The organism is Pseudoalteromonas sp. P1-26 (assembly GCF_001401795.1).
Lineage (GTDB): Bacteria > Pseudomonadota > Gammaproteobacteria > Enterobacterales > Alteromonadaceae > Pseudoalteromonas.
Genome location: NZ_LKDX01000020.1, coordinates 1 through 26,122, shown reverse-complemented (window position 1 = coordinate 26,122; position 26,122 = coordinate 1). Strand labels below are relative to the sequence as shown.

22 protein-coding genes are annotated in these 26,122 nt (G+C 42.4%); 13 read left to right on the top strand and 9 right to left on the bottom strand.

Annotated features, from left to right (window positions below):
* Positions 1-14: 14 nt before the first annotated feature.
* Both AN394_RS11290 and AN394_RS11285 read right to left on the bottom strand, forming a co-directional pair.
* Positions 15-3,113 (bottom strand): efflux RND transporter permease subunit, encoded by a 3,099-nt coding sequence (locus AN394_RS11290; RefSeq protein ID WP_055021553.1) that lies wholly within the window; start codon positions 3,111-3,113, stop codon positions 15-17.
* A 2-nt stretch (positions 3,114-3,115) separates the two neighbouring features.
* On the bottom strand, positions 3,116-4,168 hold the full coding sequence (locus AN394_RS11285) for an efflux RND transporter periplasmic adaptor subunit (protein WP_054561193.1): 1,053 nt from the start codon (positions 4,166-4,168) through the stop codon (positions 3,116-3,118).
* Between the two features lie 241 nt (positions 4,169-4,409).
* On the opposite strand from AN394_RS11285, the gene AN394_RS11280 reads away from it, so the two are divergent.
* From AN394_RS11280 to AN394_RS11265, 4 genes are all read left to right on the top strand, one after another.
* Positions 4,410-5,117, top strand: a complete 708-nt coding sequence (locus AN394_RS11280) for a DUF2982 domain-containing protein (RefSeq protein WP_055021552.1) — start codon at positions 4,410-4,412, stop codon at positions 5,115-5,117.
* A 33-nt stretch (positions 5,118-5,150) separates the two neighbouring features.
* Positions 5,151-5,483 carry a hypothetical protein gene (locus tag AN394_RS11275; RefSeq protein WP_054560926.1) on the top strand — a complete coding sequence of 111 codons (333 nt, stop codon included), beginning with the start codon at positions 5,151-5,153 and terminating at the stop codon, positions 5,481-5,483.
* Between the two features lie 83 nt (positions 5,484-5,566).
* Positions 5,567-7,243: a DUF1566 domain-containing protein gene (locus AN394_RS11270; protein ID WP_054560925.1), complete on the top strand. Its 1,677-nt coding sequence runs from the start codon at positions 5,567-5,569 to the stop codon at positions 7,241-7,243.
* A gap of 1 nt (position 7,244) precedes the next feature.
* Positions 7,245-7,766 (top strand): DUF1566 domain-containing protein, encoded by a 522-nt coding sequence (locus AN394_RS11265; RefSeq protein ID WP_054560924.1) that lies wholly within the window; start codon positions 7,245-7,247, stop codon positions 7,764-7,766.
* Here AN394_RS11265 and AN394_RS11260 read toward each other — a convergent pair.
* Entirely contained in the window at positions 7,754-8,863 is a 1,110-nt protein-coding gene (locus AN394_RS11260; protein WP_054560923.1) for a tRNA nucleotidyltransferase, read from the bottom strand. The two genes, AN394_RS11265 and AN394_RS11260, sit on opposite strands and share 13 nt — an antisense overlap.
* A 125-nt stretch (positions 8,864-8,988) precedes the next feature.
* Between AN394_RS11260 and AN394_RS11255 the strand changes: the two genes are divergently transcribed.
* The gene (locus AN394_RS11255; protein WP_054560922.1) at positions 8,989-9,906 is read left to right on the top strand and encodes an ExeA family protein; all 918 of its coding nucleotides are present in this window, start codon (positions 8,989-8,991) and stop codon (positions 9,904-9,906) included.
* 13 nt (positions 9,907-9,919) lie between these two features.
* Positions 9,920-10,972, top strand: coding sequence for a general secretion pathway protein GspB (locus AN394_RS11250; RefSeq protein WP_054560921.1), 1,053 nt, complete (start codon positions 9,920-9,922; stop codon positions 10,970-10,972).
* A gap of 19 nt (positions 10,973-10,991) precedes the next feature.
* Here AN394_RS11250 and AN394_RS11245 read toward each other — a convergent pair whose 3' ends face one another.
* Together AN394_RS11245 and putA are read right to left on the bottom strand one after the other, a co-directional pair.
* A complete protein-coding gene (locus tag AN394_RS11245; protein WP_055021551.1) occupies positions 10,992-12,200 on the bottom strand; it encodes an HD-GYP domain-containing protein in 1,209 nt (402 codons plus the stop codon).
* A 161-nt stretch (positions 12,201-12,361) separates the two neighbouring features.
* Positions 12,362-16,165 carry a bifunctional proline dehydrogenase/L-glutamate gamma-semialdehyde dehydrogenase PutA gene (gene putA / locus AN394_RS11240; protein ID WP_055021550.1) on the bottom strand — a complete coding sequence of 1,268 codons (3,804 nt, stop codon included), beginning with the start codon at positions 16,163-16,165 and terminating at the stop codon, positions 12,362-12,364.
* A 167-nt stretch (positions 16,166-16,332) separates the two neighbouring features.
* On the opposite strand from putA, the gene AN394_RS11235 reads away from it, so the two are divergent.
* The gene (locus AN394_RS11235; protein WP_054551119.1) at positions 16,333-16,815 is read left to right on the top strand and encodes a winged helix-turn-helix transcriptional regulator; all 483 of its coding nucleotides are present in this window, start codon (positions 16,333-16,335) and stop codon (positions 16,813-16,815) included.
* 48 nt (positions 16,816-16,863) lie between these two features.
* Here AN394_RS11235 and AN394_RS11230 read toward each other — a convergent pair whose 3' ends face one another.
* Complete coding sequence (locus AN394_RS11230) at positions 16,864-17,463, bottom strand: TIGR04211 family SH3 domain-containing protein (protein ID WP_054560918.1); 600 nt, start codon at positions 17,461-17,463, stop codon at positions 16,864-16,866.
* A gap of 213 nt (positions 17,464-17,676) precedes the next feature.
* Here AN394_RS11230 and AN394_RS11225 point away from each other — a divergent pair, with 213 nt between their 5' ends.
* From AN394_RS11225 to AN394_RS11215, 3 genes are all read left to right on the top strand, one after another.
* Positions 17,677-19,197, top strand: a complete 1,521-nt coding sequence (locus AN394_RS11225) for a CYTH and CHAD domain-containing protein (RefSeq protein WP_055021549.1) — start codon at positions 17,677-17,679, stop codon at positions 19,195-19,197.
* A 37-nt stretch (positions 19,198-19,234) separates the two neighbouring features.
* Positions 19,235-19,843, top strand: a complete 609-nt coding sequence (locus tag AN394_RS11220) for an START domain-containing protein (RefSeq protein ID WP_055021548.1) — start codon at positions 19,235-19,237, stop codon at positions 19,841-19,843.
* 79 nt (positions 19,844-19,922) lie between these two features.
* Complete coding sequence (locus AN394_RS11215; protein ID WP_054560915.1) at positions 19,923-20,327, top strand: diacylglycerol kinase; 405 nt, start codon at positions 19,923-19,925, stop codon at positions 20,325-20,327.
* 52 nt (positions 20,328-20,379) lie between these two features.
* On the opposite strand, the gene metK is transcribed toward AN394_RS11215, so the two are convergent.
* On the bottom strand, positions 20,380-21,531 hold the full coding sequence (metK, locus tag AN394_RS11210; protein ID WP_055021547.1) for a methionine adenosyltransferase: 1,152 nt from the start codon (positions 21,529-21,531) through the stop codon (positions 20,380-20,382).
* Between the two features lie 266 nt (positions 21,532-21,797).
* Between metK and tkt the strand changes: the two genes are divergently transcribed.
* A complete protein-coding gene (gene tkt / locus AN394_RS11205; RefSeq protein WP_054560913.1) occupies positions 21,798-23,789 on the top strand; it encodes a transketolase in 1,992 nt (663 codons plus the stop codon).
* 232 nt (positions 23,790-24,021) lie between these two features.
* Here tkt and AN394_RS11200 read toward each other — a convergent pair whose 3' ends face one another.
* Both AN394_RS11200 and AN394_RS11195 read right to left on the bottom strand, forming a co-directional pair.
* The gene (locus tag AN394_RS11200) at positions 24,022-24,321 is read right to left on the bottom strand and encodes a type II toxin-antitoxin system RelE/ParE family toxin (protein WP_054560912.1); all 300 of its coding nucleotides are present in this window, start codon (positions 24,319-24,321) and stop codon (positions 24,022-24,024) included.
* Positions 24,318-24,560, bottom strand: coding sequence for a type II toxin-antitoxin system ParD family antitoxin (locus AN394_RS11195; RefSeq protein ID WP_054560911.1), 243 nt, complete (start codon positions 24,558-24,560; stop codon positions 24,318-24,320). The genes AN394_RS11200 and AN394_RS11195 overlap by 4 nt, the downstream gene beginning before the upstream one ends.
* A gap of 291 nt (positions 24,561-24,851) precedes the next feature.
* On the opposite strand from AN394_RS11195, the gene AN394_RS11190 reads away from it, so the two are divergent.
* On the top strand, positions 24,852-25,163 hold the full coding sequence (locus tag AN394_RS11190) for a pyrimidine/purine nucleoside phosphorylase (RefSeq protein WP_054551131.1): 312 nt from the start codon (positions 24,852-24,854) through the stop codon (positions 25,161-25,163).
* A gap of 182 nt (positions 25,164-25,345) precedes the next feature.
* A complete protein-coding gene (hpf, locus tag AN394_RS11185) occupies positions 25,346-25,702 on the top strand; it encodes a ribosome hibernation-promoting factor, HPF/YfiA family (protein WP_054551132.1) in 357 nt (118 codons plus the stop codon).
* Positions 25,703-26,122 lie beyond the last annotated feature (420 nt).

The following is a 26,122-nucleotide window of genomic DNA, read 5'->3' as shown; positions in this document are numbered from 1 at the left end:
AAGCTTAAGCTCGTTTAAATTTCTTCTAACGGCTTGTCTTTTGCTTGTTGTTCTAACTTGCTCTGCAAGTACTCAGGCGACTGGGTATTTCGAGCAAGTGCGCTGTATGCTGCAGGTACTACGAATAAGGTCAGTAAGGTTGCAACAATAACACCTGTAAATACCACCACACCAATTACCATGCGACTTTCTGCACCTGGGCCACTTGCAAGAACTAGCGGTACCGAGCTCATCACTGTGGTTAGTGAGGTCATAATAATTGGGCGTAAACGTTGTGTCGCAGCTTGGCTAATCGCTTCGTTAAACTCAACGCCTTTATCGCGCAGCTGGTTTGCAAACTCAACAATCAAGATACCGTTTTTCGCACTTAAACCTATCAGCATTACGATACCAATTTGGCTGTAAATATTTAGAGTAAGTCCGGTGTACCACAAGCCAAATAACGCACCCACTAAACCAAGTGGCACAGTAAGCATGATCACAAATGGGTGAATAAAGCTTTCAAACTGGGCTGCAAGTACTAAGAAGGTGACTGTCAGTGCTAGTATGAATACATAGGTCATTGCAGATGCGCCTTCATAGAACAGCTGCGATTCACCCTTGTAGTCAATTGCACCGTCGATGTCGTTTTCTTCTGCTGCCACTTGATTTAAGAAGTTAAGCGCTTCTTCTAGGGTATAACCATCTGCTAAGTTCGCACTTAACGTAATTGCGCGCATACGGTTATAACGGTTTAAACGCGATGCAGTGGCTTCTTCTTTTAAGCTAATTAAGCTATCTAGCGGCACTAATTCACCACTGCGTGATTTTAAATAGATATTTGAGATATCAGTCGGATTAGCAAAGTCTTCTTTGGTGCCTTTTAAAATCACATCGTATTCTTCACCACGATCGATAAATGTTGTTACGCGGCGTTGGCCTAACATGGTTTCGAGTGTGCGGCCCACATCCGATACAGAAACCCCTAAATCAGCGGCTTTGTTTTTATCAATGTTGATTAAAAACTGCGGGAATGTTTCTTTGTAATCATGATCGATTCTTACCAAGCCTGGGTTTTTCTCAGCACGCTTAATAATACGGTCTCGCCAATCGGCTAGCTGGTCGTAATCGTTACCTTGCAGTACAAATTCAATCGGGCGAGATGAACCACCGCCACCAATACCACGGCGCATAATGGCAAACGCACGAACATCGGTCACTTCAGTCATTTTACCGCTGATTTCATCCATTACTTCCCATGTAGAGCGCTTACGCTTATCCCAGTCGGCCATACCAATGATAGCAACACCACCTTGGCCGCCCCATCCAGGTACACGAACAAGCACTCGGCTCAATTCACCAGACTCAGAGTAAGGCATTAAACGTTCTTCAATTTTTGCCATGTTTGCAGCGTTATTTTCATAACTCGCGCCCTCAGGGCCACTCATCATGATAAAGAAAGTACCGCGGTCTTCTTTTGGCGTAAGCTCTGAAGGCACTTTCTGAAACAGCATAAAGCTGGCAACACCAGCCAAAATCATAGTCAGTAGTAAGCTCCACTTACGGCCCATATTTGAAGCCAGAGAGTTACGATAGGCATTTTCGATTTTGTTAAAGGTTCTATCCATCCACTGGCTAAACTTGCTTTCTTTTTCTGAAGCTTTTAATACTTTAGAACAAAGCGCCGGAGAAAGGGTTAATGCCGTAATACTAGAAAAGAACACCGCGGCACTTACTGCCATCGCAAATTCTGTGAATAGGGCACCAATACGGCCATCCATAAACACCAGCGGTACGAACACCGCAATCAATACGAGGGTAGTGGCAATAATTGCAAAGCCAACTTCACGGGCACCACGAAACGCAGCAAGCAGTGGTGGTTCACCCAGTTCTATACGGCGGTGAATATTCTCAAGCATTACAATCGCATCATCTACCACTAAACCGATAGCAAGCACGAGTGCCAGAAGAGTTAACAAGTTGATTGAGTAACCCATAGCGAGCAAGAACATAAAGCTGCCTACTAACGCCACTGGTACGGTTACAGCAGGTACTAGGGTTGCGCGGATATTGCCTAAAAATAGGTAAATAACCAAGACAACTAGCGCCATTGAAATCCCAAGGGTTCTATACACTTCATCAATAGACTCTTTGATGAAAATTGATGAGTCATAGCTGTCTTGAATGGTGGTGCCTTCTGGCAGGTTACGCTTAATTTTTTCAAGCTCTGCGCGGGCATTATCAACCACCGTTAGGGTATTGGCTTTGGCTTGTTTTACAATACCCAAACCAATCATATTACGGCCATTGCCACGGAATAAGCTTTCGTCGTCAGCAGCTTCTAAGTGAACATCAGCCACTTCACCTAAACGTACTAAATAGCCATCATCGCCACGTTTGATTACTAGGTTTCGAAAGTCTCGCTGATCTTTATAACTACGCGCGGTACGTACTGTAAAATCACGGTCGATAGATTCGATTTCACCGGCAGGTAATTCAACGTTTTCAGTGCGTAAGGTGTTTTCAATATCGCTACTGGTAATACCGCGTGCTGCCATCGCTTTACGGTTTAACCAGATTTTCATTGCGTATTTACGCTCGCCACCAACGCGTACGTTAGAGACACCATCAACAACGGCTAATCGGTCAACAATAAAGCGCTGTGCATAATCAGATAACTGCAATGAATCCATAGTGGTACTGTTTAGTACAAACCAGGCAATTGGGCTTTCATCACTATTTGACTTAGAGACCTCTGGTGGGCGAACTTGCTCAGGTAAGCTATCAAGGGCACGGGCTACACGTTCGCGTACATCGTTTGATGCGGCATCGATATCGCGGCTGATATTAAACTCAATGGTGATATTTGAGCGACCATTTCGGCTTGATGAGTTAATACTTTTAATGCCTTCGATACCCGAAATGCGGTTTTCGAGTACTTGGGTGATTTTCGTTTCAATAATCTCTGCGCTGGCACCTGTGTAATCAGTGCTAACGCTGACAATCGGTGTTTCAATATCTGGGTATTCGCGAAGTGGTAGCATAGAAAATGCCACCAAACCAAAGGTAAGTAACAACAGGTTTATTACGATCGCAAAGACCGGGCGTTTAACGCTAGTATCAGTAATTTTCATGTTTAGCCCTTGATACTTACTTTGCTGCCAGTACGGATCTTAATGATGCCTTCAGTCACTACTTGCTGACCATTTTCAAGGCCTTTATCAATAGCTACCCAGCCATTGTGACGACCCGCCACATGTACTTCGACTTTGTTAGCAACGCCATCTTCAATTTGGAACACGTAGTGTTTGTCTTGCTGAGGAATGACGGCTTTTTCTGGCACCATTAGCGCTTGGTTTGAGCTTAACTCTAGTGCGGTGTTTAACAGCATACCTGGGCGTAAAAGGCCTTTTTCATTGATAAAGCTTGCAGTCACTTCAACGCTACGAGTGACTGAATCGATACGCGAGCTAATATGCGTCACTTTACCGTTAAAGGTTTTATCTGGGTAAGCATCGTTTTGTGTCATCACTTTCATTCCTAGCTGTAACTGCGCTAGGTATTTTTCAGGTACTTTAAAGTCGACTTTAATGATGCTGATATCATCAAGGGTGGTGATGTTTGTAGTATTGCTAACATAAGTACCAATTGAAATTTCACGCTTACCAAGTAAGCCAGAAAAGGGTGCTTTAATCGTCATTTCGGCAAGTTTTGTTTTAGCGCTTTCAAGTTGTGCTTCGGTTGCGTCTACGCGTGATAGCTGCTCTTCTAGTAACGATTTAGCCGTAGCCTGTGAGCGAGATAGCTCAGTAAGGCGTTCAAGTTGACGGCGTTCTTCACGTAAATTAATGCTTAGCTCTTTCACTGCTAACTCTTCTTCTTGAGATTGCAATTGAACCAGTTTTTGACCTTTACTTACTAAGTCGCCATCATTGAAAAAGATATCGGTAACATAATCGCTTTGTGCACTGCGAATATAAATAGCTTGGTTAGCACGAGCACTACCAATTGCTTCTATTAGCACAGCATTTTCTTCGGCTGTAACAGTGTGCGCTGTCACTTGAGTTGCACGGTCGCCAAAGTTGCTTTGCTCACCTTGGCTTGAAGGTAAATACAAATAAATACATAACCCTAGTAAAAGGGTAATAATAAAAGGAAAAAGTGCTTTACCAGATTGTGTAGAATACATCATCGTGTTACCAGAAAATTAGTTGAGTGTAGTGTACAAAATTAGTACGTGCCCCGTATGTCAGGTATCTCATAAATTTGTGCATTTGGCGTAAAAGTTAAAAGTTCGGCTAGTTTGTTCCTTTATTGTGACTAAAAGAGAGGTTTTAGTATGGGTAAAGAGCCAAAATGTAATTATTGTTTAACGCTTAGAAAGATAGTTTTGGTCACAATTGTGATGTTTATTTTTTACTTTTCTGTTTATGGATAAGAAACCTCCTGCACTTAGAGTGCGCGCACAAGCATCCCGCCATGGCAGTGAGTTTTTAATTGTTGGTGGTATTGGGTTAATCATTATTATGCTAGTTAACCTATTGAGGCCCGGTGAAATTAGCATTGTTGAGATTTTTATAGCCACAACCTGCATAGCGGCAATTTTTGTTGGCTTTTTAAAAACTCAAGAACCATACTTTAGCCTAACATTTACTCAGAATTTACTTATTTATCATCACAAAGTTGGGAATTGGCAGCTAAATCATGCTAATTTTCATCATAGTGGTATACCAAAAGTGGAACAGGGCTTAGAATACCTTGAGTTAAATGCAGTTGGTATTAAACTCAATAACATAGATGAATTTTTAACACAGATTCACCCAAGAATTGCCGGACGATTACTAATAGAGCAGCGTCATCTATTTATGCAAGTTATTCAAAAACATTGCAAAAATGGTGATTGCCCATCAAAATGGTTAATAGAAGAGACGGACTACACTGCCCCAAGTGGTCAGCTTTACAAAGGATTGATTGCCATGTTTGCCAATCGTACGCAGCATTTAAGGCAGTTGACAGGATACGATTTATTATTGCCTGCCAATGTACTTGATGTTGATATTTGGCAATTTAGTGCTGATTTGAATCGTTGGAAACTGAATCCTAGTGAGTTTATAGAGACTCGCTTACTGAAAAAGTAAGCTATAGGTGGCAGTAAGTAGTAGGAAAAGGCTATGAGTCAAGAACGTTCTTTTATTAAAAGCGGTCGAAACACAATTATACATAAAGATAAAAAACTCGACTTAGTGGTTGTGAATGGTGAGAACCATCCACGAATTAAAGTTACTCAAAACGGTTTAGAGCCGTTTAAAGAAGATCTGCCAAAAAACCGTCGTGAAGCCAAAGAACGCTACTTAGAGATGGTGTATGTATCAAGCCCAGATGTATTTGCAGAAGAAAAACGTTTGTTGTTTATTCAAGCCCTTGATGGCAGAGAGTACAAAGTTGATTACAGTAAAATAGGCACTAAGCTCTTCGTACGTATTCACCAAGATAGTTATTTATAATTCCTAGTCTGGCACTTTAATTGCTTGTTATTAGCTTATTTGGCAGTCGGCCATGACCGACTTTGCATTTTAAGGTGGTAAACATGAGATTAGTGCCTCTTACCCTAGTTGCATTAACGACATTAACAGCCTGTGGCGGCGGTGGTGGTTCGAGTGATTCGAACCCAGTCGCAGCAACAGTTAATGCAGGCTCAGATCAGCAAATTATTGAAAAAAGTGAATTTACTGTCTCTGCCCAAGGCTCCCCAGCTGATGGCACCTTTACTTGGGAGCGAGTCAGTGGCCCCGCACTAGAAGGTTTTCCTGCAGAGGGCGCAGAACAAACCATTACCGCGCCTGATATTAAACTCGACTCTGAACTTGTTTTAAAAGTGAATTATCAAACCGATGGGCAACTTGTTTCCGATCAGGTCAGTATTTTTATTACATCAAATAATCAACTGCCTGTTGCAGTGATCACGCAAACAGCTCCAGAAGAATTGCCATCACAATATAATGATGTGATCACATTAAGTGGCGAGGAGTCTGCTGATATTGATGAAAATGGCTCAGTTGACAGTTACTTGTGGACTCAACTTGATGGCCCAGATTTAACGGCTGACAGTTACAACAATCAAACCATTAGCTTTACTCACCCACTACTTGAATCAAATACAGCGATGACATGGCGTTTAACTGTAACGGATGATGAAGGTGGCTCAGCAAGCACTGAAGCATCGTTTACCTTAAACAAAACCGTTGAGGTAATTATTGCGGATGCAGGTGAAGATCAGCAGGTTATTGAGTTTGATACCGTAACCCTTGATGCCAGCAATAGTGAAATTGTGACGGCAACAAAGTCATGTTTTTGGGAGCAATTAACAGGCGAAACTGTGACCTTGGCAAACCAGAACCAGTGTATCACGACGTTTGTAGCCCCAGATGTTGATACCGATTCAGAGCTGAGTTTTGAAGTTACCGTGACTGACAGTAAATCGCGAAGCGACACAGATACTGTGATAATTGATATTAGCCCAAAACCACTTGGTTTAATTAACGATACAGGCATGAGTGATTGCTATAACAACTCACAAAAAATTAATTGTGACAGCGAAGACTTCCCAAGCCAAGACGCCGATGTAGGTCGTGATAGTGTCGCAAACCAACTAGATAAAGTAGGTCAGGGCGACTTAGCGTTTGATTTTACTAAAATGAATGAATTTGCCGACGAACTCCCTGATGATGCTACCAGCTTTAGTTGTGTTCGAGATAATGTGACGGGCCTTATTTGGGAAGTAAAAGAAGCCAGTTCAACATTACCACCGTCGACAGCTGATCGTGCAGCAACAAACCATTATAGCTGGTATTTAAATGGTTCAAGTGGTGTGCAAACGGGTAGTGTGCAAGGGGCTGCCGGCTCTACTTGCCCAAGCACCAGTGACTGTGGCCTGCAAACTTACATTAATGATGTGAACAGCAGCGATTTTTGCGGTGGTACAAATTGGCGTGTGCCAACTTACACCGAATTATTAGGGTTATTAGATTATGCCAAGCAAGGTGAGCCTACATTGCTTAATAGTGATTTCTTCCCTAATCAACCAAGTGATACTCAGCTAAGCAGTGATAGTAGCTCATTCATGCCTTATTGGACTTCACAAACAGCGGCAGATGGTACGAGTTTATCGCAAGCTTATATTATCGATATGAGTAGTGCTAATGACTTAGCATATCCAAAAAGTAATACCGCCTTTGTGCGCTTAGTTAGAACGCCGGGAGAGTAATATGCGAAAGTTACCTTTAATCACAGTAATTACCGGTATTGCTCTGCAATCGGGTTTTGCTGCTGCGCAAGTATGTTACAGTGCCGTCAATGAGACGACCCCTGACAGCCGTTTTGTAATTAACGAAGATGGCACTGTGAGTGATAGCGAAACGGGTCTTATGTGGCAACGTTGTACGTTTGGTCAAAGTTATGATAGTGACACGGATACTTGCGAGGGCACGAGCCAGCAGCTTACATGGGGCGAAGCTTTACGCGGGGCTGAAAATGCAACCTTTGCTGATTACAGTGATTGGCATGTGCCAAATGTTAAAGAATTAGCAAGTATTTTAGAGCATAGTTGTGTGCAGCCTAGTATTAACGAAAACGCATTTTTATCGACTAAGCTGCAAAACTACTGGAGTAGCACTTCAGGGATCAGTCGCACTGATCTAGCTTGGGTGTATCAATTTGATAAAGGCATCAACAGCCTTCACGCAAAAACGTCCGATGTTTATTTGCGTTTAGTGCGCTACGAAAAGTAGCCTTTAATAATCTCTAACCGCGCTTGCTCAAGCGCGGTTTTTATTTCTGCGCCTTTAATACCTTGTGCAATAAACTGTTGCGGGTTGACAGCTCGTGCTTGCGTGGCTGCATTTACTAAAGAGTCATAGCTGGCTACTGGCTGTTGCTGGCTTATCTCTAACACCTTTAATACTTGCTCAAAACGTTCAGGACGACGCCATAAATCAAGTTGGTTAAAGCAAGCAAAAACGGCCTCGCTAGATGGTTTTTCTGCACTTAACGTTGTTTGATGTGTTTGGCTAAATAGCGCTAAATCGCGCACTTCATTAGGTATGCGTATCTTGCTAGCCATCGCTTTTATCTCGTCGCTTGAAAGCGCTAAGGTAACTTGGCTAAATAATAACGCAGTGTCACTAACTTGCAGTTTATTCGCATAGGCAAAGCGAGATTGTAAAGTATGGTAAAGCTCATCACACCATTTACTTTTAAGCTCAGAGCTAATTACATGCAGGCCGCCAATGCTGGCAAGTACATTTAAAAACTCGCAAAATGCGCCATCACTTAGAGATTTTTCGCATTCTAACCAAACGCGTTCAGCTGTTAGTGTGTTTAGCTCTTTGGCTTTGACCATATCAATTAAAAGCGCCTTGGTTTCTGGCGCAATAGTAAAGCCGAGGTAATGGTAACGAGCAGCAAAACGGGCTACGCGTAATATGCGTAGAGGGTCTTCACTAAAGGCATCGGAGACATGACGTAACACACGATTCTCAAGGTCTTGTTGGCCAGAAAAAGGGTCAACTAAGCTGCCATCTTGAGCTTGAGCAATGGCATTTACGGTGAGATCTCGACGAATTAAGTCTTGCTCTAATGTGACATCTGGCGTGAAATCACAAATGAAGCCGGTGTAACCTTGGCCCTGTTTTCGCTCGGTGCGCGCTAGCGCATATTCTTCTTTACTTTGTGGGTGTAAAAATACCGGAAAATCTTTACCAACTTGTTGATAGCCTTGGCTGATCAGTTGCTCAGGCGTTGCACCAACCACCACATAGTCGCGCTCTTTAACGTCACGACCAAGTAGGGCGTCTCTGACTGCGCCACCGACTAAATAAACCTGCATAAAACACCTATAATTTTGCCTTTTCGCTATTTTACGTTATTTAGCCAATAAAATGTAAACAAGGTTTTAAGTAGCGATGTTTTTTGCCATTATAGACCGTGATTTTAAACGCAAGGAATAACACGGTGTATTTAAGCTATTTTGGCTTGTCAGAAAAACCCTTTTCGATTGCCCCAAATCCTGAGTATTTATTTCTTAGTGAGCGCCATAAAGAGGCGTTAGCGCACCTTACCTATGGATTAGGTGAAGCGGGTGGCTTCGTTTTGTTAACAGGCGAAGTGGGTACAGGTAAAACAACACTAACAAGAAGTCTGCAAGAGCAGTTACCTGAAAACACCCAAGTGGCACAAATTCATAATCCGGCTTTGTCACAGCTTGAACTGCTTGCCAGTATTTGTGATGAATTAAAGATTGAGTACGACGGTACTAATGCGACTTTGAAGACCCTAACTGATGTGATTAAAAAGCACCTTGAGGCAAACAATCAAGCGGGCGGTCACACCATCTTAATTATTGATGAAGCACAATTACTCGCACCTGATGTGCTAGAGCAGCTGCGCTTGTTAACCAATATCGAAACAGATCATAAAAAGCTGCTGCAAATTGTATTAGTAGGGCAACCTGAGCTTCAAGAACTACTAAAACGCACTGAATTAAGACAACTTGCCCAGCGTATTACTGCGCGTTATCACTTATTACCACTCACTGAAGGACAAGTGTTTGCCTATGTTAAGCACCGTTTATTTAAAGCGGGCACAGAGCAAGCATTGTTCTCAGGGGATGCGTTAAAAGCGATTTATCAGGTTACTCAAGGCGTACCAAGATTGATCAATTTATTATGTGAGCGCTGTTTAGTGGGAGCTTTTTCACAGCAAAAATTGAGTATCGACAGCGAGCTTGTGATGCGCTCAGCCGCAGAAGCACTGCCGCCAACCAGCACTCCTGTTGCTGTAGCAAATAAAGAGCCGAGTTATGTTTGGCTTTACCCAGTTTCATTTTTAGCCGTATTAGGAATGGGTATTGGTTTATCCTACCTAATATAACGAGTGTTCATTTATGTCATTATTACTAGATGCAATTAAACAATCTGATCAGCACGCACAAACTGCCGTTGATCATGACCAAGCCGCACTTGCGCTCAAACAACAGCAAGAATTAACACGGTATCGACGCTTAGCTTTTTCATTTGGGCTATTACTGGCGGCAATATTGACGCTTATGGCAGGATTTTCGATTGGTAAATGGTTACAACAAACTAAACCTGCTGCTGAGCAGCCAAAGCTTGTTAATAACAGCAATGAAACCACAGAAAGCGTTGCCACTGAGGCTCAGGCAAGTCCTGAAACACAGCAACCCGCTAAGCAACAGCAAGTAGCGCAAAGCCAAAACCCGCAAGCGACCAATAACCCAGCCCAAGTAACAACGATGCAACAAGGGCAAGTGCAACAATCTGTACCGCAACAAATGATGCAGCAGGTGCCAGTGCAAGGTCAGCAATATCAGTGGGTACAAGTTCCGGTAAATTCAGCCCCTATGTATGCAAATCAAGGTTATCAAGTACAACCTCAGTACCAGCAACAAGCTGTGTATCAAAATCAGCCAGTGTATCAATCACAGCCACAGTTTTCGCAGCCAATGCAACAAATCAACCCGCAGCAAATGAGCAGTAATGGCATTGATTTAAGTAAATACAAGGTGCTAGGCAAGCCACTTAATGGTCAGCCAACTCAACCAGCTTCTCAATCATCAACAAATGATGAGCTCAAAGATGTACCAGATACATTGAAAGATGCTTTTGCTAAAGCGGTTGAAGATGTTGATAACAAACATAGTGTTGATATTACCCGTAGCACTAAAAATACGTCTTATGCAGAGCCAATTGAGCTCTTGCCTGATGCATTACAAAGTCTCATTCCTACCATTAAATACCAAGCGCATATTTATGCTTCAGAAACATCGAAGCGTTGGATAAAGTTAAATGGTCGTGAGTTATACGAAGGCGATAACATAGGTGTGTTATCAGTCATTGAAATCACTCCAGAGCAGAGCTTATTAAGCTACGATGGGTATGAGTTTACTTTAAAAGCATTACAAGACTGGCCTGAGTAGCCAGTCTTTAGTTTAAGGGCTAAGGTAGAATAGCACTTTTAAAAAAGCGGATCAGGTCGATGTTAAAGTCTCTCGGCCTGACTGCTGATTCTAAGCTATCGTGACAACGGCTGTTAGCCAAATCAATATCTTGCACTTCGGTATAGCGTGCATGTTTAGCGTTATAAAACACTTTCACTTGAGGTTTTAAAGGACTTGTAGGGTTACTGTGTGTGACCAAACCTAATTTTTGGCTTTCAAGTTTAACTAAGGTGCCGACTGGGTGAACACCGATGCACTGAATAAACTTAGTGACCAGGTCTCCATCAAAGCTATCTGGGCAGCCATCTTTAAGTATCTTAAACGCTTTAATTGGTTCCATGCCTGCTTTATAGACCCGCTCTGCGGTTAATGCATCATACACATCAACAATTGAAGCCATACGTACGTACAAGCTGATTTCTTCACCACTTTTACCAAATGGGTAGCCACTGCCGTCTAAGCGCTCGTGATGGAAGCCTGCTATATCAACTGCAATCCCACTCAAGCCTGCTTGCTCTAAAATTTCTTTACTAAAACGAGCATGATCTTGAATAGCTTGGTACTCTTCGTCGGTTAACTTACCAGGCTTATTGAGTATTTCATCGGGAATATTTATTTTTCCAATATCGTGGAGTAAAGCACCAGTTGCAAGCTCTTCAATAACGGCTTTTTCAATACCTAAGTGTTTAGCAAAAATACTCATCAAAATTGATACATTGATAGAATGCTCAAGTAGGTAAGCATCTTTTTCACGCATTCGAGTGATACAGGCAAGCGCATCTTGATTACGAAAAACTGAATCAATAAAGCCACTTGCGAGTTCTTTAAAAGGGGCAATATCAATTTTGTTGCCATCGCGGATATCGTCAAAGGCTTTGCTTTGCAATGATCTTGCTTCGTTATATAAGCTGTTTGCTTTGCCCATTTCTGCAGACACACTGTGAGTAGTGTGCCAAGGGTCAAAAGCGCTAGTCTCGCCAACAGGTTGCGGATTATGTTGCTGCTCAACCACTTTATTCTCACTGTCTAAGGTCAGTGTTTTGTCTGGGTCTATCGCTATTTCTAATATGCCAGCCTTGATCAGCTTGTCTATGCTTCCCTGTGTTTTTACCCAACCTTGGTTTTTTATACGGATCTTGCCTTTTTGTTTTGTCACACTTTGGACAAACATGCCGGGCTTAAGTTGATTGATAGGGAGTGTTTTCAAAGCCTTTACTTCTAGTCGAATACATTACTATAAAACTAGCAGAAAATTTGTAGCTCGGTAAACAAGAATAGTAAAAAGGTATCTGTAAAAATCAAAAGCCCCCGCAAATGCGAGGGCTTTTAAGTAGCTCAGAAAAGTTTAATTTCCTTTAACTTATACGATTACTCGTCGTCTTCAACTAAGGTCATTAGTGATGTGTTACCACCTGAAGCGGTTGTATCAACACTGATTGTTTTCTCAGTGAGTAAGCGCTTGATTAGCGTGTCATAGTACTCAGAGCTGATCACTGGCAGGATTGCACCTTTACGTTGTGCTAGCTGCTGGCTAAAGTAGCCTAAGCGTGATGAACGAGCTGCAACAACCGCACCTGCAAGGTGAGGGTGCGCCAAGATAGCTTGTAACTGATTAGGTTTAGCTACTTGGAATACACCTTCAGCGATACCTGTTGAGATAAACTTGTCTCTGAATGCAACTGCTTCGTCAAAGAATAACTCAGAAGCAACCGTGATTACTGTGTTACCAGCAGCAAGTGCTGTGATAATCGAAATTGCCCAGAAGTTAAATGACGTACTCTTATCTGCATAACAAACTACACAACCACGAGGCTCTAGGTGTAGTGTATTTGACTCACCCGTTGGTCCAGGCAACACAGTGTGCTTACGCATGTGTTTTTCAAGACGGTTAAGTTGCGCACGAGCATCAGCTAGCGTTAATGCTAAATCATCGGCAAGTTCGTCGATAATTTCTACAGTCGCTACTTTTGCAAGTAATTGACGCACAGCAGAAACTCGGTCGTTCAGTGGTGTCGCACGCCAGATTTTCTCGTCGCGTAATGAGTTATCCATTAGCGTAGCAACCTGCTCAGCTGCACCTGAATAGTGGTGAGTATCTAGCTCATCAGGTGTTAGGTTAGTCATTTGTACGTTATCTGGTGATGCTTTTTCTTTCACTAGACGTTGTAGGTAGTTAGGGCCACCCGCTTTAGGACCAGTACCAGATAAACCACGGCCACCGAAAGGTTGTACGCCAACAATCGCACCGATCATATTACGGTTGATGTAAACGTTACCTGCACGTGACATTTTCGCTAGGTATTCACAGCGCTCTTCGATACGCGAATGCACACCCATTGTTAAGCCAAAGCCTGTGCCATTGATTTGGTCAATCACGTTATCAAGCTCTGTGCCTTTAAAGCGGATGATATGTACACATGGGCCAAATACTTCGCGCTTAAGTACAGATAAATCTTTGATTTCGTATAAACGAGGCGCAAAGAAGTAAGCACCATTTTCATTGTTATCAGGAATAGCACACTCATAGTGAAGTGTTGCATTACCTTTTAAGTATTCAACATGGTCATTTAAATTTTTCAGTGCTTTTTCGTCGATAACAGGACCGATATCCGTTGAAAGCAATGACGGGTCGCCAACGTGAAGCTCTTTTAAAGCACCTTTGATCATCTCAATGATGCCATCAGCAACGTCTTCTTGTAAGAATAATACACGCAGTGCAGAACAGCGTTGACCAGCACTTTGGAAACCTGAACTGATCACATCGTCAACAACTTGCTCTGGTAGAGCGGTTGAGTCAACGATCATACAGTTTTGACCGCCTGTTTCAGCGATAAGCGGTACTTGAATATCATTACGCGCAGCAAGTGTTTGCGAAATAACAGTACCTGTTTCTGTAGAACCTGTGAACATAACAGCTTGAATGCGCTCATCAGGAACGATAGTTTTACCTACTTCGCTACCACGAGCAATAACAGGTTGTACAACGTGCTCTGGTAAACCTACAGATAGCATCAGTTCAATGGTACGAAGTGCGATTAAGCTTGTTTGCTCAGCAGGTTTAGCAATAACTGTGTTACCAGTCACGATTGCTGCAGCTACTTGACCTAAGAAGATTGCAAGTGGGAAGTTCCATGGGCTGATACATAAGATCACCCCACGTGCTTCAAAGCGCTCATCTTCAGAAAGTTCTTCAGCGCGTGCCGCGTAGTAGCGGCAGAAATCCACTGCTTCACGAACTTCATCGATACCATCTTGGGTAATTTTACCAGCTTCTTTAATACAGATAGCAACAAGCTCATCATGGTGACGTTCTAAGATGTCAGCAACACGACGTAATAAGTTTGCGCGCTCTTTTACAGGCGTTTGTGACCATGACTCAAATGCTTTTTCTGCATTTTCTAAAAGAGCTGTCATTTCGTCAGAAGATTGCAGCTTCACATGACCAATAATCTCTTTGTGATTTGCAGGGTTCTTCACAGGAAGAGAGCCTTCTGGCACATCGCTTAATTCAATGCGGTGCTCATCAAACCAGGTATCAAGGTTTTCTTTAAATGGTGTGATGACGTTGATATCAGTTAAGTCCATACCTTTTGAGTTAGCACGTTCTTCACCGTATAAATCAATTGGCATCTTGATTTGCGTGTTGTACTTGTTACGTAAACCTTGCAGTGTTTCTACAGGGTCAGGTAATAGTGATTCAACAGGCTTAGTGGTATCAACAATCGCATTAACGAATGACGAGTTAGCACCGTTTTCTAATAAACGACGTACTAAGTATGCAAGTAAGTCTTCGTGTTGACCCACTGGTGCGTAAACACGACATTGAATTTTCTCTTGGGTTACGATTTGGTCGAATAACGACTCACCCATACCGTGCAGGCGTTGGAATTCAAAACCTTCGTTGTCGCCTTTTGCAACTTCTAAGATTGTTGCTGCAGTGTATGCGTTGTGTGTAGCAAATTGCGGATACAATACATCGCGTGCTTCTAGAAGCTTAATAGCACAAGCTTTGTAAGAAACGTCAGTGGTCGCCTTACGTGTAAATACCGGATAGTGATCTAAACCATCTTGTTGAGTGGTTTTGATTTCTGTATCCCAGTATGCACCTTTTACAAGGCGAACCATTAGTTTACGACCAACGCGACGAGCAAGTTCTGCAACCCACTCAACGACAAAAATAGCGCGCTTTTGGTATGCTTGAACTGCTAAACCAAAGCCGTTCCAGTTACCTAAATCGTCATCACTGAATACCGCTTCAATAACATCTAAAGAGATATCTAAACGGTCAGCTTCTTCAGCATCAACAGTAAAGCCGATATCGTAGCTTTTCGCTGCAAGCGCAAGTTCTTTTAACTTAGGTACGATTTCATCAATAACACGTTCACGATGTGTGAACTCATAGCGTGGGTGAATCGCAGAAATTTTAACTGAGATACCAGGGCTCTTGATTGGACCACGGCCATTTGCTGCTTTACCAATCGCGTGGATAGCTGTCATGTAGCTGTTGAAGTAACGCTCTGCATCTTTCATTGTGCGTGCGCCTTCACCTAGCATATCGTATGAGTAAACGTAGCCTTTTTGCTCTTTTTCTGCTGCACGTTCAATCGCTTCGTCGATAGTACGACCCATAACGAATTGCTTACCCATGATCTTCATCGCGAAGTTCACAGATTTACGAATAACAGGCTCACCTAAACGACCAATTGTTTTCTTAAGTACACCGAATTGCTGCTCTTTTGACTTGTCGCTGTAGTTAACCATTTTACCGGTTACTAACAGACCCCAAGAAGAGGCGTTTACAAATAAAGAATCGCTGCTACCTAAATGCGAGCTCCAGTCACCTTTAGCAAGTTTGTCACGAATTAGTGACTCTTGCGTTGCTTTATCTGGAACACGTAATAGTGCTTCTGCAAGACACATTAATACAACGCCTTCTTCACTTGAAAGTGAGAATTCATTTAATAGTGCATCTACACCGCTTTGACCATCCTGATCGCGACGGATATTTAAAACCATTTGACGAGCACGTTCCCACGCTCGGCTACGCGCTTTCACGCCTACTTCAGCCAAAGGCAAAATATGATCAATAACCGCATTTTCGTCAATACGGTAGAAATCACGGATCTTTTGTCTAATTGGACATTCAGTTGTCAAATCGCCATTAAATAGCATATGTAACCCTCTGGTATGTGGAGTCTAAAAAATGAACTAATTGCATTTCTTACCATTGATATAATTCGTGCATTCTAATTAAAATCCAGCAGAATATGCTGGTTAAATTTTTCGATTTACGATAATTTACAGGGCATACCGTTAACTTAGCCGCATAAAATTCTGTTATGACCAGTCCGAATAGATTACGCATGTTAGATCGCATCGATTTAGCAATTTTAGACGCTCTGCAAAAAAATGGCAGAATATCGAACGTAAACCTCGCAAAACAGGTAAATCTGAGCCCAAGCCCGTGTCTAGATCGTGTAAAACGTTTAGAGCAAGAAGGCTACATCGAAGGCTATTACGCAAAGCTTAGCGAAGCAAAGCTTAACCAGAGCTTGTTAGCACATGTACAGGTCTCGTTGGTGACCTCGAATACATCGGTATTTAAAGTCTTTCGTGAATATATTTTAAATATTCCACAAGTAGTTGAATGCGACATGGTTGCTGGTGGCTATGACTACTTATTAAAAGTACGTGTGTCTGATATGGACGAATACCGTCAGGTGCTGGGAGATTTAGTTGATATACCAGGGGTGGGTACGCATCACACCTATATGGTGATCGAAAAAATTAAACAAGATACCGGACTAAGGTTCGATATATAGATACAAAAAAAGCACCATCAGGTGCTTTTTTATTGACTATTTAGTGGCTTATGCCCAGCCGTCGTAACGTTTACGGCGAGATAACACCACGGTTAAGATAATACCTAACAGTAAGCCGATAAATGCAATTGCGCCGCCATATGTAAGTAGCTGACGCTTCTCTTTAGCACTGGCTGTTTGCTTTGCATTGCGCTCAGACTCAATAGTGTTCTTAAGTGTTTCGATTTGCTTGCTAAGAGCTAGGTTTTGCTCTGTTAGTGATTTGTTCTGCTCTTGTAGTTGTGGCAACTCAATTTCAGCTTGGCGAAGCTGCTCTTGCATTACCGTCATGTCATTATTCAGCGCTTGAAACTGTTGTTGAATACCCGCGTTTTCAGTAACAAATTTTGACTCAACCCAACCTTCACGATCTTTATCATCACGAATTTTAAAGTAGCCATTATCTTCACCTGACAACAACACAACTTGCGTACCTGCATCAACTGAACCCAAAATGCGGTAGTTTTTGCTTGGGCCTGAGTGCATAAAGGTATACAGGTTATCGACTATGTAGGCGGTGTTTTGGCTGTCGCTGCTTGGTGCTTCTTCTGCGTAGCTAATAAAAGAGGTGGCCGCAAGGAGCAACCCAAAAATACACTGTTTTAACATCAATCTACCTTGTTAATGTGATCTTGCCTAGAAGTGGCTAAATTTATAATTTCTTTATGTATAGAGATAGTAGGGATTTCAACTATTAATAGCAAGGCTGATATTGTAATCCGTGCGTGGGCTTAACCGTAAAAAACAGGAAAAAATTTGCATTAACAGTCTGCTTTGTTTATTTTGATCACTTATTTATTTTAAATGTACTCCGCAAAGCGAATGGATACTGAGATAGAACTGAAGTTTTTGGTGTCAGATGCCGTTGTTCCACTGATCCCCGCATTAATTACCCAATTTGCAAAAACCGTTACTAACAAACCGTCACGCAATTTACAAAATGCTTATTACGATACGCCAAGCCGAGAATTACGCGCTTTAGATATTGGCCTTCGTACTCGCTGTTGTGATGGTGAGTGTGAACAAACTATCAAGCTTGCTGGCGAAGTGGTTGGCGGCTTACATCAGCGCCCAGAATACAACTTACCACTGTCAGGTAACCGCCCTGATTTACTCGCATTTGATGCTGCTATTTGGCCGCATGGCATGCAAGTGTCTGGTATTGCTGAAAACCTATACCCAATTTTTAGCACTAACTTTATACGCCGTACTTGGTTACTCGAAACCGAAAATGGCGCAAAAATTGAAGTGGTATTAGATAAAGGTGAAGTTGCTGCCTCGGGTCAGGTTGAGCCAATCTCTGAACTTGAAATCGAACTGATTGAAGGTAGTCGTAATGAGTTGTTTGCTTTGGCAGATAAACTGGTTAGTGAAAGCCATGTTCGCTTAGGGCTTTATTCTAAAGCTGCTCGAGGTTATCGTCTTGCAGATGACAAACCATTAAAAGCAAGCAAATCAATTGGCTTTGTGCCACTAAATCGTGGTGCAACCCAAGAACAAGCTTTATTAGAAAGCATTAACTACGCGATTCGCTTTGTACAAAAACATGAAGCCTGCTATTTCATAAAACCAAGCTTAAAAACCCTTAAGCGTGTCACAGACGGTATTCGTTTAATTCGCCATACATTTTGGCTGTTTGACGATATTGTTAGTAAAGACGATACCGACTCATTGCGTACAGAGTTAAAGTGGTTATTGAGCGAATTAGCGTGGGTTGAAAATGCTATTCAGCTAAAAACCTACACATCTAAGCGCCACGCATACTACAAAAAAATCAACAGTGCGCCTGAGCTCACACAAGTTATTAATGACCTAAAAGAGTTACAGCCAAGCATTGATGATATTGAAACTCTTTTTCATAGCACCCGATACAACCGCTTATTATTACAATTAACAACCTGGTTAATTGAAAAACAGTGGCGCAAATCATGGGGGCAGGCTGAGTTTCAGGCAGCAGAAAAACCAGTTGCCGATATTGCTAAGCGTTTATTTGCTAAAGATTGGCACGACATGCACGAGCTTATTCCTGAGCAGCAAGTGTTTACAGATAAAGACTATTTGGCACTGCGCACCCGCCTTGAAAACTCATTACTCAGCGGCAACTGCTTAGGTGCCTTGTTCGATAAAGAAGATCGAAACGAGTTTCGTATGCCGTGGCTTGATATCTCTCATGGTATTTATGAGTTAAGCACCCTTGAGTACTTAAAGCAGTTATGTGCAGGGCAAGACGACTTAGAGCTGACCAAAATTCAATCATGGCTTGATCAAAAGTCAGAGTTTTTGGTTAGTGCGATGGAGCAAAGTCGCCACGCGTCATTTAATACAGACCCTTATTGGTTTTAAATAAATGCGCTTGTGCCTATGGATAGGGTTAGCATGTTTGAGTCTCTCGGCAGTAGCTAACCCTATTGAATGGCAAACCTACAAACAGCAAGACGGCATAAAGGTTAGCTATAAAAAGCATAAAACCGGTATTATTGAAATTAATGCTTCTGTGCTAGTAAAAAATGCCAAAGCCAGTGACTTTATGGCATTACTCAGTGATACCGACAATGCTGCTAACTGGCTTGAAAATGTCAAAAGCGTGACCTTAATGGAGCGCTTAAGCCCCTCAGAAACCCTTGTTTATACTCATTTTAATTCACCTTGGCCGGTGTCAGATAGAGATTTAGTTAGTTACTCTTGTTATCACGCTTTAGATGAGCACAAAACCGAGTTACAAATCAAAAGCCAACCTTATGCAAAAGCCGAAGTCTCTGGCGTTGTGCGTATTAAAGACCTCACCGCCTATTGGCGTTTAGAGCAGCAACAAAGTAATTTGTTGGTCAGCCATCAAGCCTATGCTGATCCAAGTGGTTCAATTCCGCATTGGTTAAGTAACAAGGTATCGCTAAAAAGCGTTTATAAAACGCTACAAGCACTGAGAGAACAATTAACTAATAATCAGTTTTCCCGCGCAAACACCAGCAGTATTCCAGGTGATTGCTAGCGTTTAATCAAGCGTATTTGGGTGACAGAGTAAGAATTTATTATTATGATCAGGCTAATTCTGAGCGGGTAGGTAAAAAATGAAAGAACCAAAAATTCCCCTAGTTAATAAGCCAAATGGTATTGGCTTTGGGCGTATTTTAAAAGCAACCAAGTGTTCTATTAAAGGCTTTAAAGCGGCATTTAAAGAAGAGTCGGCATTTCGTTCTGAAATCTATTTAGGGGTGTGTTTATTACCCTTGTCAGTGGTTCTTGCGCAGTCATTAAATCATTGGTTAGTGTTGTTTATTCCTTACTTGTTATTATTAATTGTTGAGTTACTGAACTCGTCGATAGAAGCGCTCACTGACCGAGTAGGGATTGAGTATCATGTATTATCGGGACGAGCTAAAGATATGGCTTCTGCGGCAGTGACATTGAGCTTGCTAATTCTAGCCTTAGTTTGGGGTGTCGCAGTTTACGAAAAGATAGTTACCTACCTTTAAAACAGACATAAAAAAAGCGCCAAAAGGCGCTTTTTTCATTTTATCAAACCTATTACAGGCCAGCAGCTGCGCGAAGTGCGTCTGCTTTGTCTGTACGCTCCCAAGGGAACTCATCACGACCGAAGTGGCCGTATGCCGCAGTTGGTTGATAGATAGGACGCTCAAGATCAAGCATTTGGATTAAGCCGTAAGGGCGTAGGTCGAAGTGCTCACGTACTAATTCGATTAGGCGCGCTTCTTCTAATTTACCTGTACCGAATGTCTCGATGCTGATAGATGTTGGCTCTGCAACACCGATAGCGTAAGAAACTTGTAGCTCACATTTGTCAGCAAGGCCAGAAGCAACCACGTTTTTAGCAACGTAACGAGCAGCATATGCAGCTGAACGGTCAACTTTTGATGGATCTTTACCAGAGAAAGCACCACCACCGTGACGAGCCATACCACCGTATGTATCAACGATTATTTTACGACCTGTAAGACCACAGTCACCCATTGGGCCACCGATTACGAAACGGCCTGTTGGGTTGATGAAGAACTTAGTTGCACTTGAGATTAGCTCAGCAGGAAGAACCGGCTTAATGATAGTTTCCATTACCGCTTCAACTAAGTCGTTTTGTGAGATTGAATCACAGTGTTGAGTTGAAAGAACAACTGCATCAATACCAACAGGCTTGCCATTTTCGTATGCAAACGTTACTTGAGATTTTGCATCTGGGCGTAACCAGTTAAGCTCACCGCTTTTACGAACTTCAGCTTGGCGCTGAACTAGACGGTGCGAATAAGTGATAGGTGCAGGCATTAAAACGTCAGTTTCATTACATGCGTAACCAAACATTAGACCTTGGTCACCAGCGCCTTGCTCTTCAGGGCGAGCACGATCAACACCTTGGTTGATGTCTGGAGATTGTTTACCGATAGTGTTTAGGATTGCACAAGAGTCAGCATCGAAACCCATGTCTGAGTGCGTGTAACCGATTTCACGTACTGTTTTACGTGTGATTTCTTCGATATCAACCCAAGCGCTAGTTGTGATTTCACCACCAACCATCACCATACCGGTTTTAACGTAAGTCTCACATGCAACACGGGCATGAGAATCTTGCTCAAGGATAGCATCTAGAACCGCGTCAGAGATTTGGTCCGCGATTTTATCCGGATGACCTTCAGAAACAGATTCAGAAGTAAATAAATGTTTTGCCATTGTATTTCTGCTCACAAATATTGCGCTTCACAAACGTCGGTAATAGCGCTAAAAAATTAAGGGGCGTATTTTATCTAAAACAAATATGTTTGCATAGTAATTTTACGCCTAGACGTCTATTTAAAATTACTAATAACGTATTGTTCTTAACAAACGCCCATAATTGGTGCATTTAATGCGGATTTTTAATTGCACTGTACCCTTACAATAAGTAAGAATGGGGCTTCATAAACAACCAGCGCAAATACATAAAGGTAGGAGAATTCATGCCATCACGCAAAGAACTTGCAAATGCTATTCGCGTCTTATCAATGGACGCAGTACAACAGGCCAAATCTGGTCACCCTGGCGCCCCTATGGGCATGGCAGATATCGCAGAAGTACTATGGCGCGATTATCTAAAGCACAATCCAACGAATCCAGAGTGGGCAGACCGAGATCGATTTATTCTTTCGAATGGCCACGGTTCAATGCTGATCTATTCTCTACTGCACTTAAGTGGCTATGACTTACCACTAGAGGAAATTAAAAACTTCCGTCAAATGCACTCAAAAACACCAGGTCACCCAGAGTATGGGTATGCACCAGGTATTGAGACTACTACGGGTCCATTAGGTCAAGGGATCACAAATGCAGTGGGTATGGCAATTGCCGAAAAAGCGCTAGCTGCACAGTTTAACCGTGAAGGTCACGATATTGTTGATCACTTCACGTATGCATTCATGGGCGATGGCTGTTTAATGGAAGGTATTTCACACGAAGCCTGTTCATTAGCCGGTACATTAGGCCTAGGTAAACTAGTTGCGTTTTGGGATGACAACGGCATCTCAATTGATGGTGAAGTAGAAGGTTGGTTCAGCGATGACACACCAGCGCGCTTCAAAGCATACGGCTGGCACGTAGTAAGCGATGTTGATGGTCATAACCCTGATGCAATTCGCGCCGCTATCGAAGAAGCGCGTAGCATCACTGATAAGCCATCATTAATCTGTTGTAAAACAGTGATTGGCTACGGTTCACCTAACAAATCAGGTAGCCATGATTGTCACGGTGCACCACTAGGTGAAGACGAAATTAAAGCATCTCGTGAATTCCTAGGTTGGACTGGCGATGCATTTGAAATCCCAGCTGATATCTACAGCGAGTGGGATGGCAAAGAAAAAGGTAAGCAACTAGAAGCCAGCTGGGACGAAAAGTTTGCAGCATACGCAAGTGCACACCCTGAACTTGCTGCTGAGTTTAAACGCCGTACAAATGGTGAGTTACCAGCTGATTGGGCTGAAAAGTCACAAGCTTACATTGAAGAGCTACAAGCAAACCCAGCAAACCCAGCAACACGTAAAGCATCACAAAATGCATTAAATGCGTTTGGCCCGTTACTACCAGAATTCATGGGTGGCTCTGCTGACCTTGCAGGTTCTAACTTAACACTTTGGGATGGCTCAAAAGGCCTAGAAGCAAACGATGCTAGCGGTAACTACATTTTCTACGGTGTACGTGAATTTGGTATGTCAGCGATTATGAATGGTATTGCATTGCACAAAGGCTTTATTCCATACGGTGCAACATTCCTAATGTTCATGGAATACGCACGTAACGCAGTACGTATGGCGGCATTAATGAAGCAGCCAAGCATCTTCGTTTACACACACGATTCAATTGGTTTAGGTGAGGATGGCCCAACGCACCAACCGGTAGAGCAAATTGCAAGCATGCGTTTAACGCCTAATCTAGTGAACTGGCGCCCATGTGACCAAGTTGAGTCAGCGATTGCATGGCAACAAGCAATTGAGCGTAAAGATGGCCCAACATCACTGATTTTCACTCGCCAAGGCCTTGAGCAACAAACGCGTACTGCACAGCAGTTAGCTGATGTGAAAAAAGGTGGTTACGTACTTAGCTGTGACGGTGAGCCAGAGCTTATCCTTATTGCAACAGGTTCTGAAGTACAGCTTGCACAAGATGCCGCAGCAGAACTGCGTTCACAAGGTAAAAAAGTACGTGTGGTATCTATGCCTTCAACTGATTTATTTGATGAGCAAGACGCTGCGTATAAAGAAAGCGTATTACCAGCAAGCGTAACACGCCGCGTAGCAATCGAAGCGGGCATCGCAGACTACTGGTACAAATATGTAGGCCTAAACGGCGCAGTAGTTGGTATGACGACATTCGGTGAGTCAGCACCTGCAGGCGAGCTATTCAAGCACTTTGGTTTCACTGTTGAAAACATCGTAAACAAAGCAAACGCCTTGTTCTAAGCTTTAGCCGCTAAAACTTAAAAGCCCGCCCTGTATAACCACAGCGCGGGCTTTTTTATTCCCCCGTAGGTTGAGTAGAACGGAGTGAAACCCAACGCACTCAGAGCTGGTAGCTTTCAGCCATCAGCTGTCAGTTTTAAATACCTCACTGTAAGCGTGAAATTTATTTCGCGTGAAAGTTATGCTTTTTGATTGAATACCAGAAGCCAAATTTAAGTTTTTAAGATGAGGGTTATGCGCCAAAAATTGGATTCACATCCATACTTTTGTGGAGGATACGAATGATCTCGATATTTTGACTGCCGATTTGACGATAAAAGATTACGTGGCTTCCTTGTGGGAATTTCCTATAGCCATCGTGAATCTCGTCACAGGCTTTACCAATGTCAGGGTTTTCGGCTAACAGCCAGAATGAGTCATCAAATTGTTTTAGATAAATGTTTCGCTGTTCACGACCCCAGCGTCGAGAGGTAAACAAGGCTACATCTTTTAAATCAGATTTTGCCTTGTTAGTTAATTGAAAGGGCTTCATTTTCTTTCTTCGTTGTCTAACTCATTGATAAACGAATCAAGGTCATAATCCGCAACTCCACTATTTTCACCTTCAACAAGTAATTGGCGTAAAGTGTTCATTTTCGTCTCCTGGCTTTCAAGTAAACGTAAAGCGGAGCGTATGACTTCACTCGCCGAGCCATAGCGACCACTTTGAATTTGATTTGCTATAAAACTGTCAAAATGGTCACCCAAAGTAATACTAGTGTTTTTAGCCATGATTTAGCCCTTAATACCAATAGATACCTAATTATGGTATCAGTTGAGCTTGGATGCAAGGTATGTAACAAAGCGTTCAAGCCATATTTTTGAACTCAAACTAAAGTAAGAAGGATGTGCTTATCATGCTGATACTCGTGCTAAAGCACGACCTACCACAATTGCACCTTCGGCTTAAAACTGACAGCTTACAGCTAGCCCGACTTGATTATTTCTCACCCAGCTCCCCTTGAATGCTAAACCGACAACTGGCACTGTCTGTAACTTAATAATAAAACAACAGGAGTGAGGATGTCTCAGTTTGATAATGTAAGTGTGCTGAAAAAAGCCAATGTGTATTTTGACGGTAAAGTGTCTAGCCGAACAGTGGTATTTGCTGATGGCAGCACCAAGACGTTAGGCTTTATGCAACCGGGTGAGTTTGAGTTTGCTACGAGCAAAAAAGAGTTGATGGAGCTTAACGGTGGCAGTTGGCAAGTGCTTTTGCCCGGTGAGAGCGAATGGCAAACAATGCAAGCTGGAGAGTCATTTACCGTTGATGCAAATGTTACCTTCTTAGTAAAGGTCAGCGAATTTGCTGATTACTGTTGTTCGTATAGTTAATGAGCAGTTGTTAACCTCTCTGAAAAGCCCGTGTGATGCGGGCTTTTGCATATTTTATCCGCAACGCATGATCTAAATCATCTGTGGTTACAATCAATTACTAATTATCTGCAATTTTCGCTTGTGTTAATTCAATTCGCCCCCAATACTAACTGTGAGGTAACAAGAAAAAAGGATACCCTATGAAGATTAATATTTCTGGTCATCATGTTGACGTTACTGAGGCTGTTAGAGCTCATATCAACGAGAAGTTCTCGAAAATTGCTAGCCATTTTCCATCATTAATATCACTCGATATTATTCTTTCAAAAGAACACAATAAGTATCAGGCTGAAATTAGTACAACCTATGAAGGCGCACGTTTATCAGTAAAAGCTGAAGATGATGTGATGTACCCAGCTATCGCAGGTGCTGCAAAAAAACTTGATGCATCACTAAAACATCGTAAAGGGCAAATGAAAGCCAAACTACACGAAAAGCCGGTCAGTACTACACCGGAAATTGCCCACGAAATCATCCAGGAAATGAACCTGAGCTAATTACAGAGCACTAGCCTAAGCGGCTAGCCTTAAAACTAAATCTGAAAAAGCCAACCGTTGCGAAACGCTTGGCTTTTTTGGTTTTAATATTTAGCCGTCAGCCGTCAGCCGTCAGCCGTCAGCCGTCAGCCGTCAGCCGTCAGATTGAAGTTCTAAAAGTTAGCGAGTTACTAGGGGAAAGAGTAAAGTTAGTGAGTTAGAAAGAGTAAAGGGGAAAGTTTGCGATATACGAGGCGTTTTAACGCCGAATAAAAATGGAGATATTAGATATCAGTCGTTAGAAGTCAGATTAAATAAACAACGGCTTGACAAAAGTGGTAGGCAGTCTAGTGTTGCTAACTTGCTAACTTGCTAACTTGCTAACTTGCTAACTTGCTAACTTGCTAACTTGCTAACTTGCTAACTTGCTAACTTGCTAAC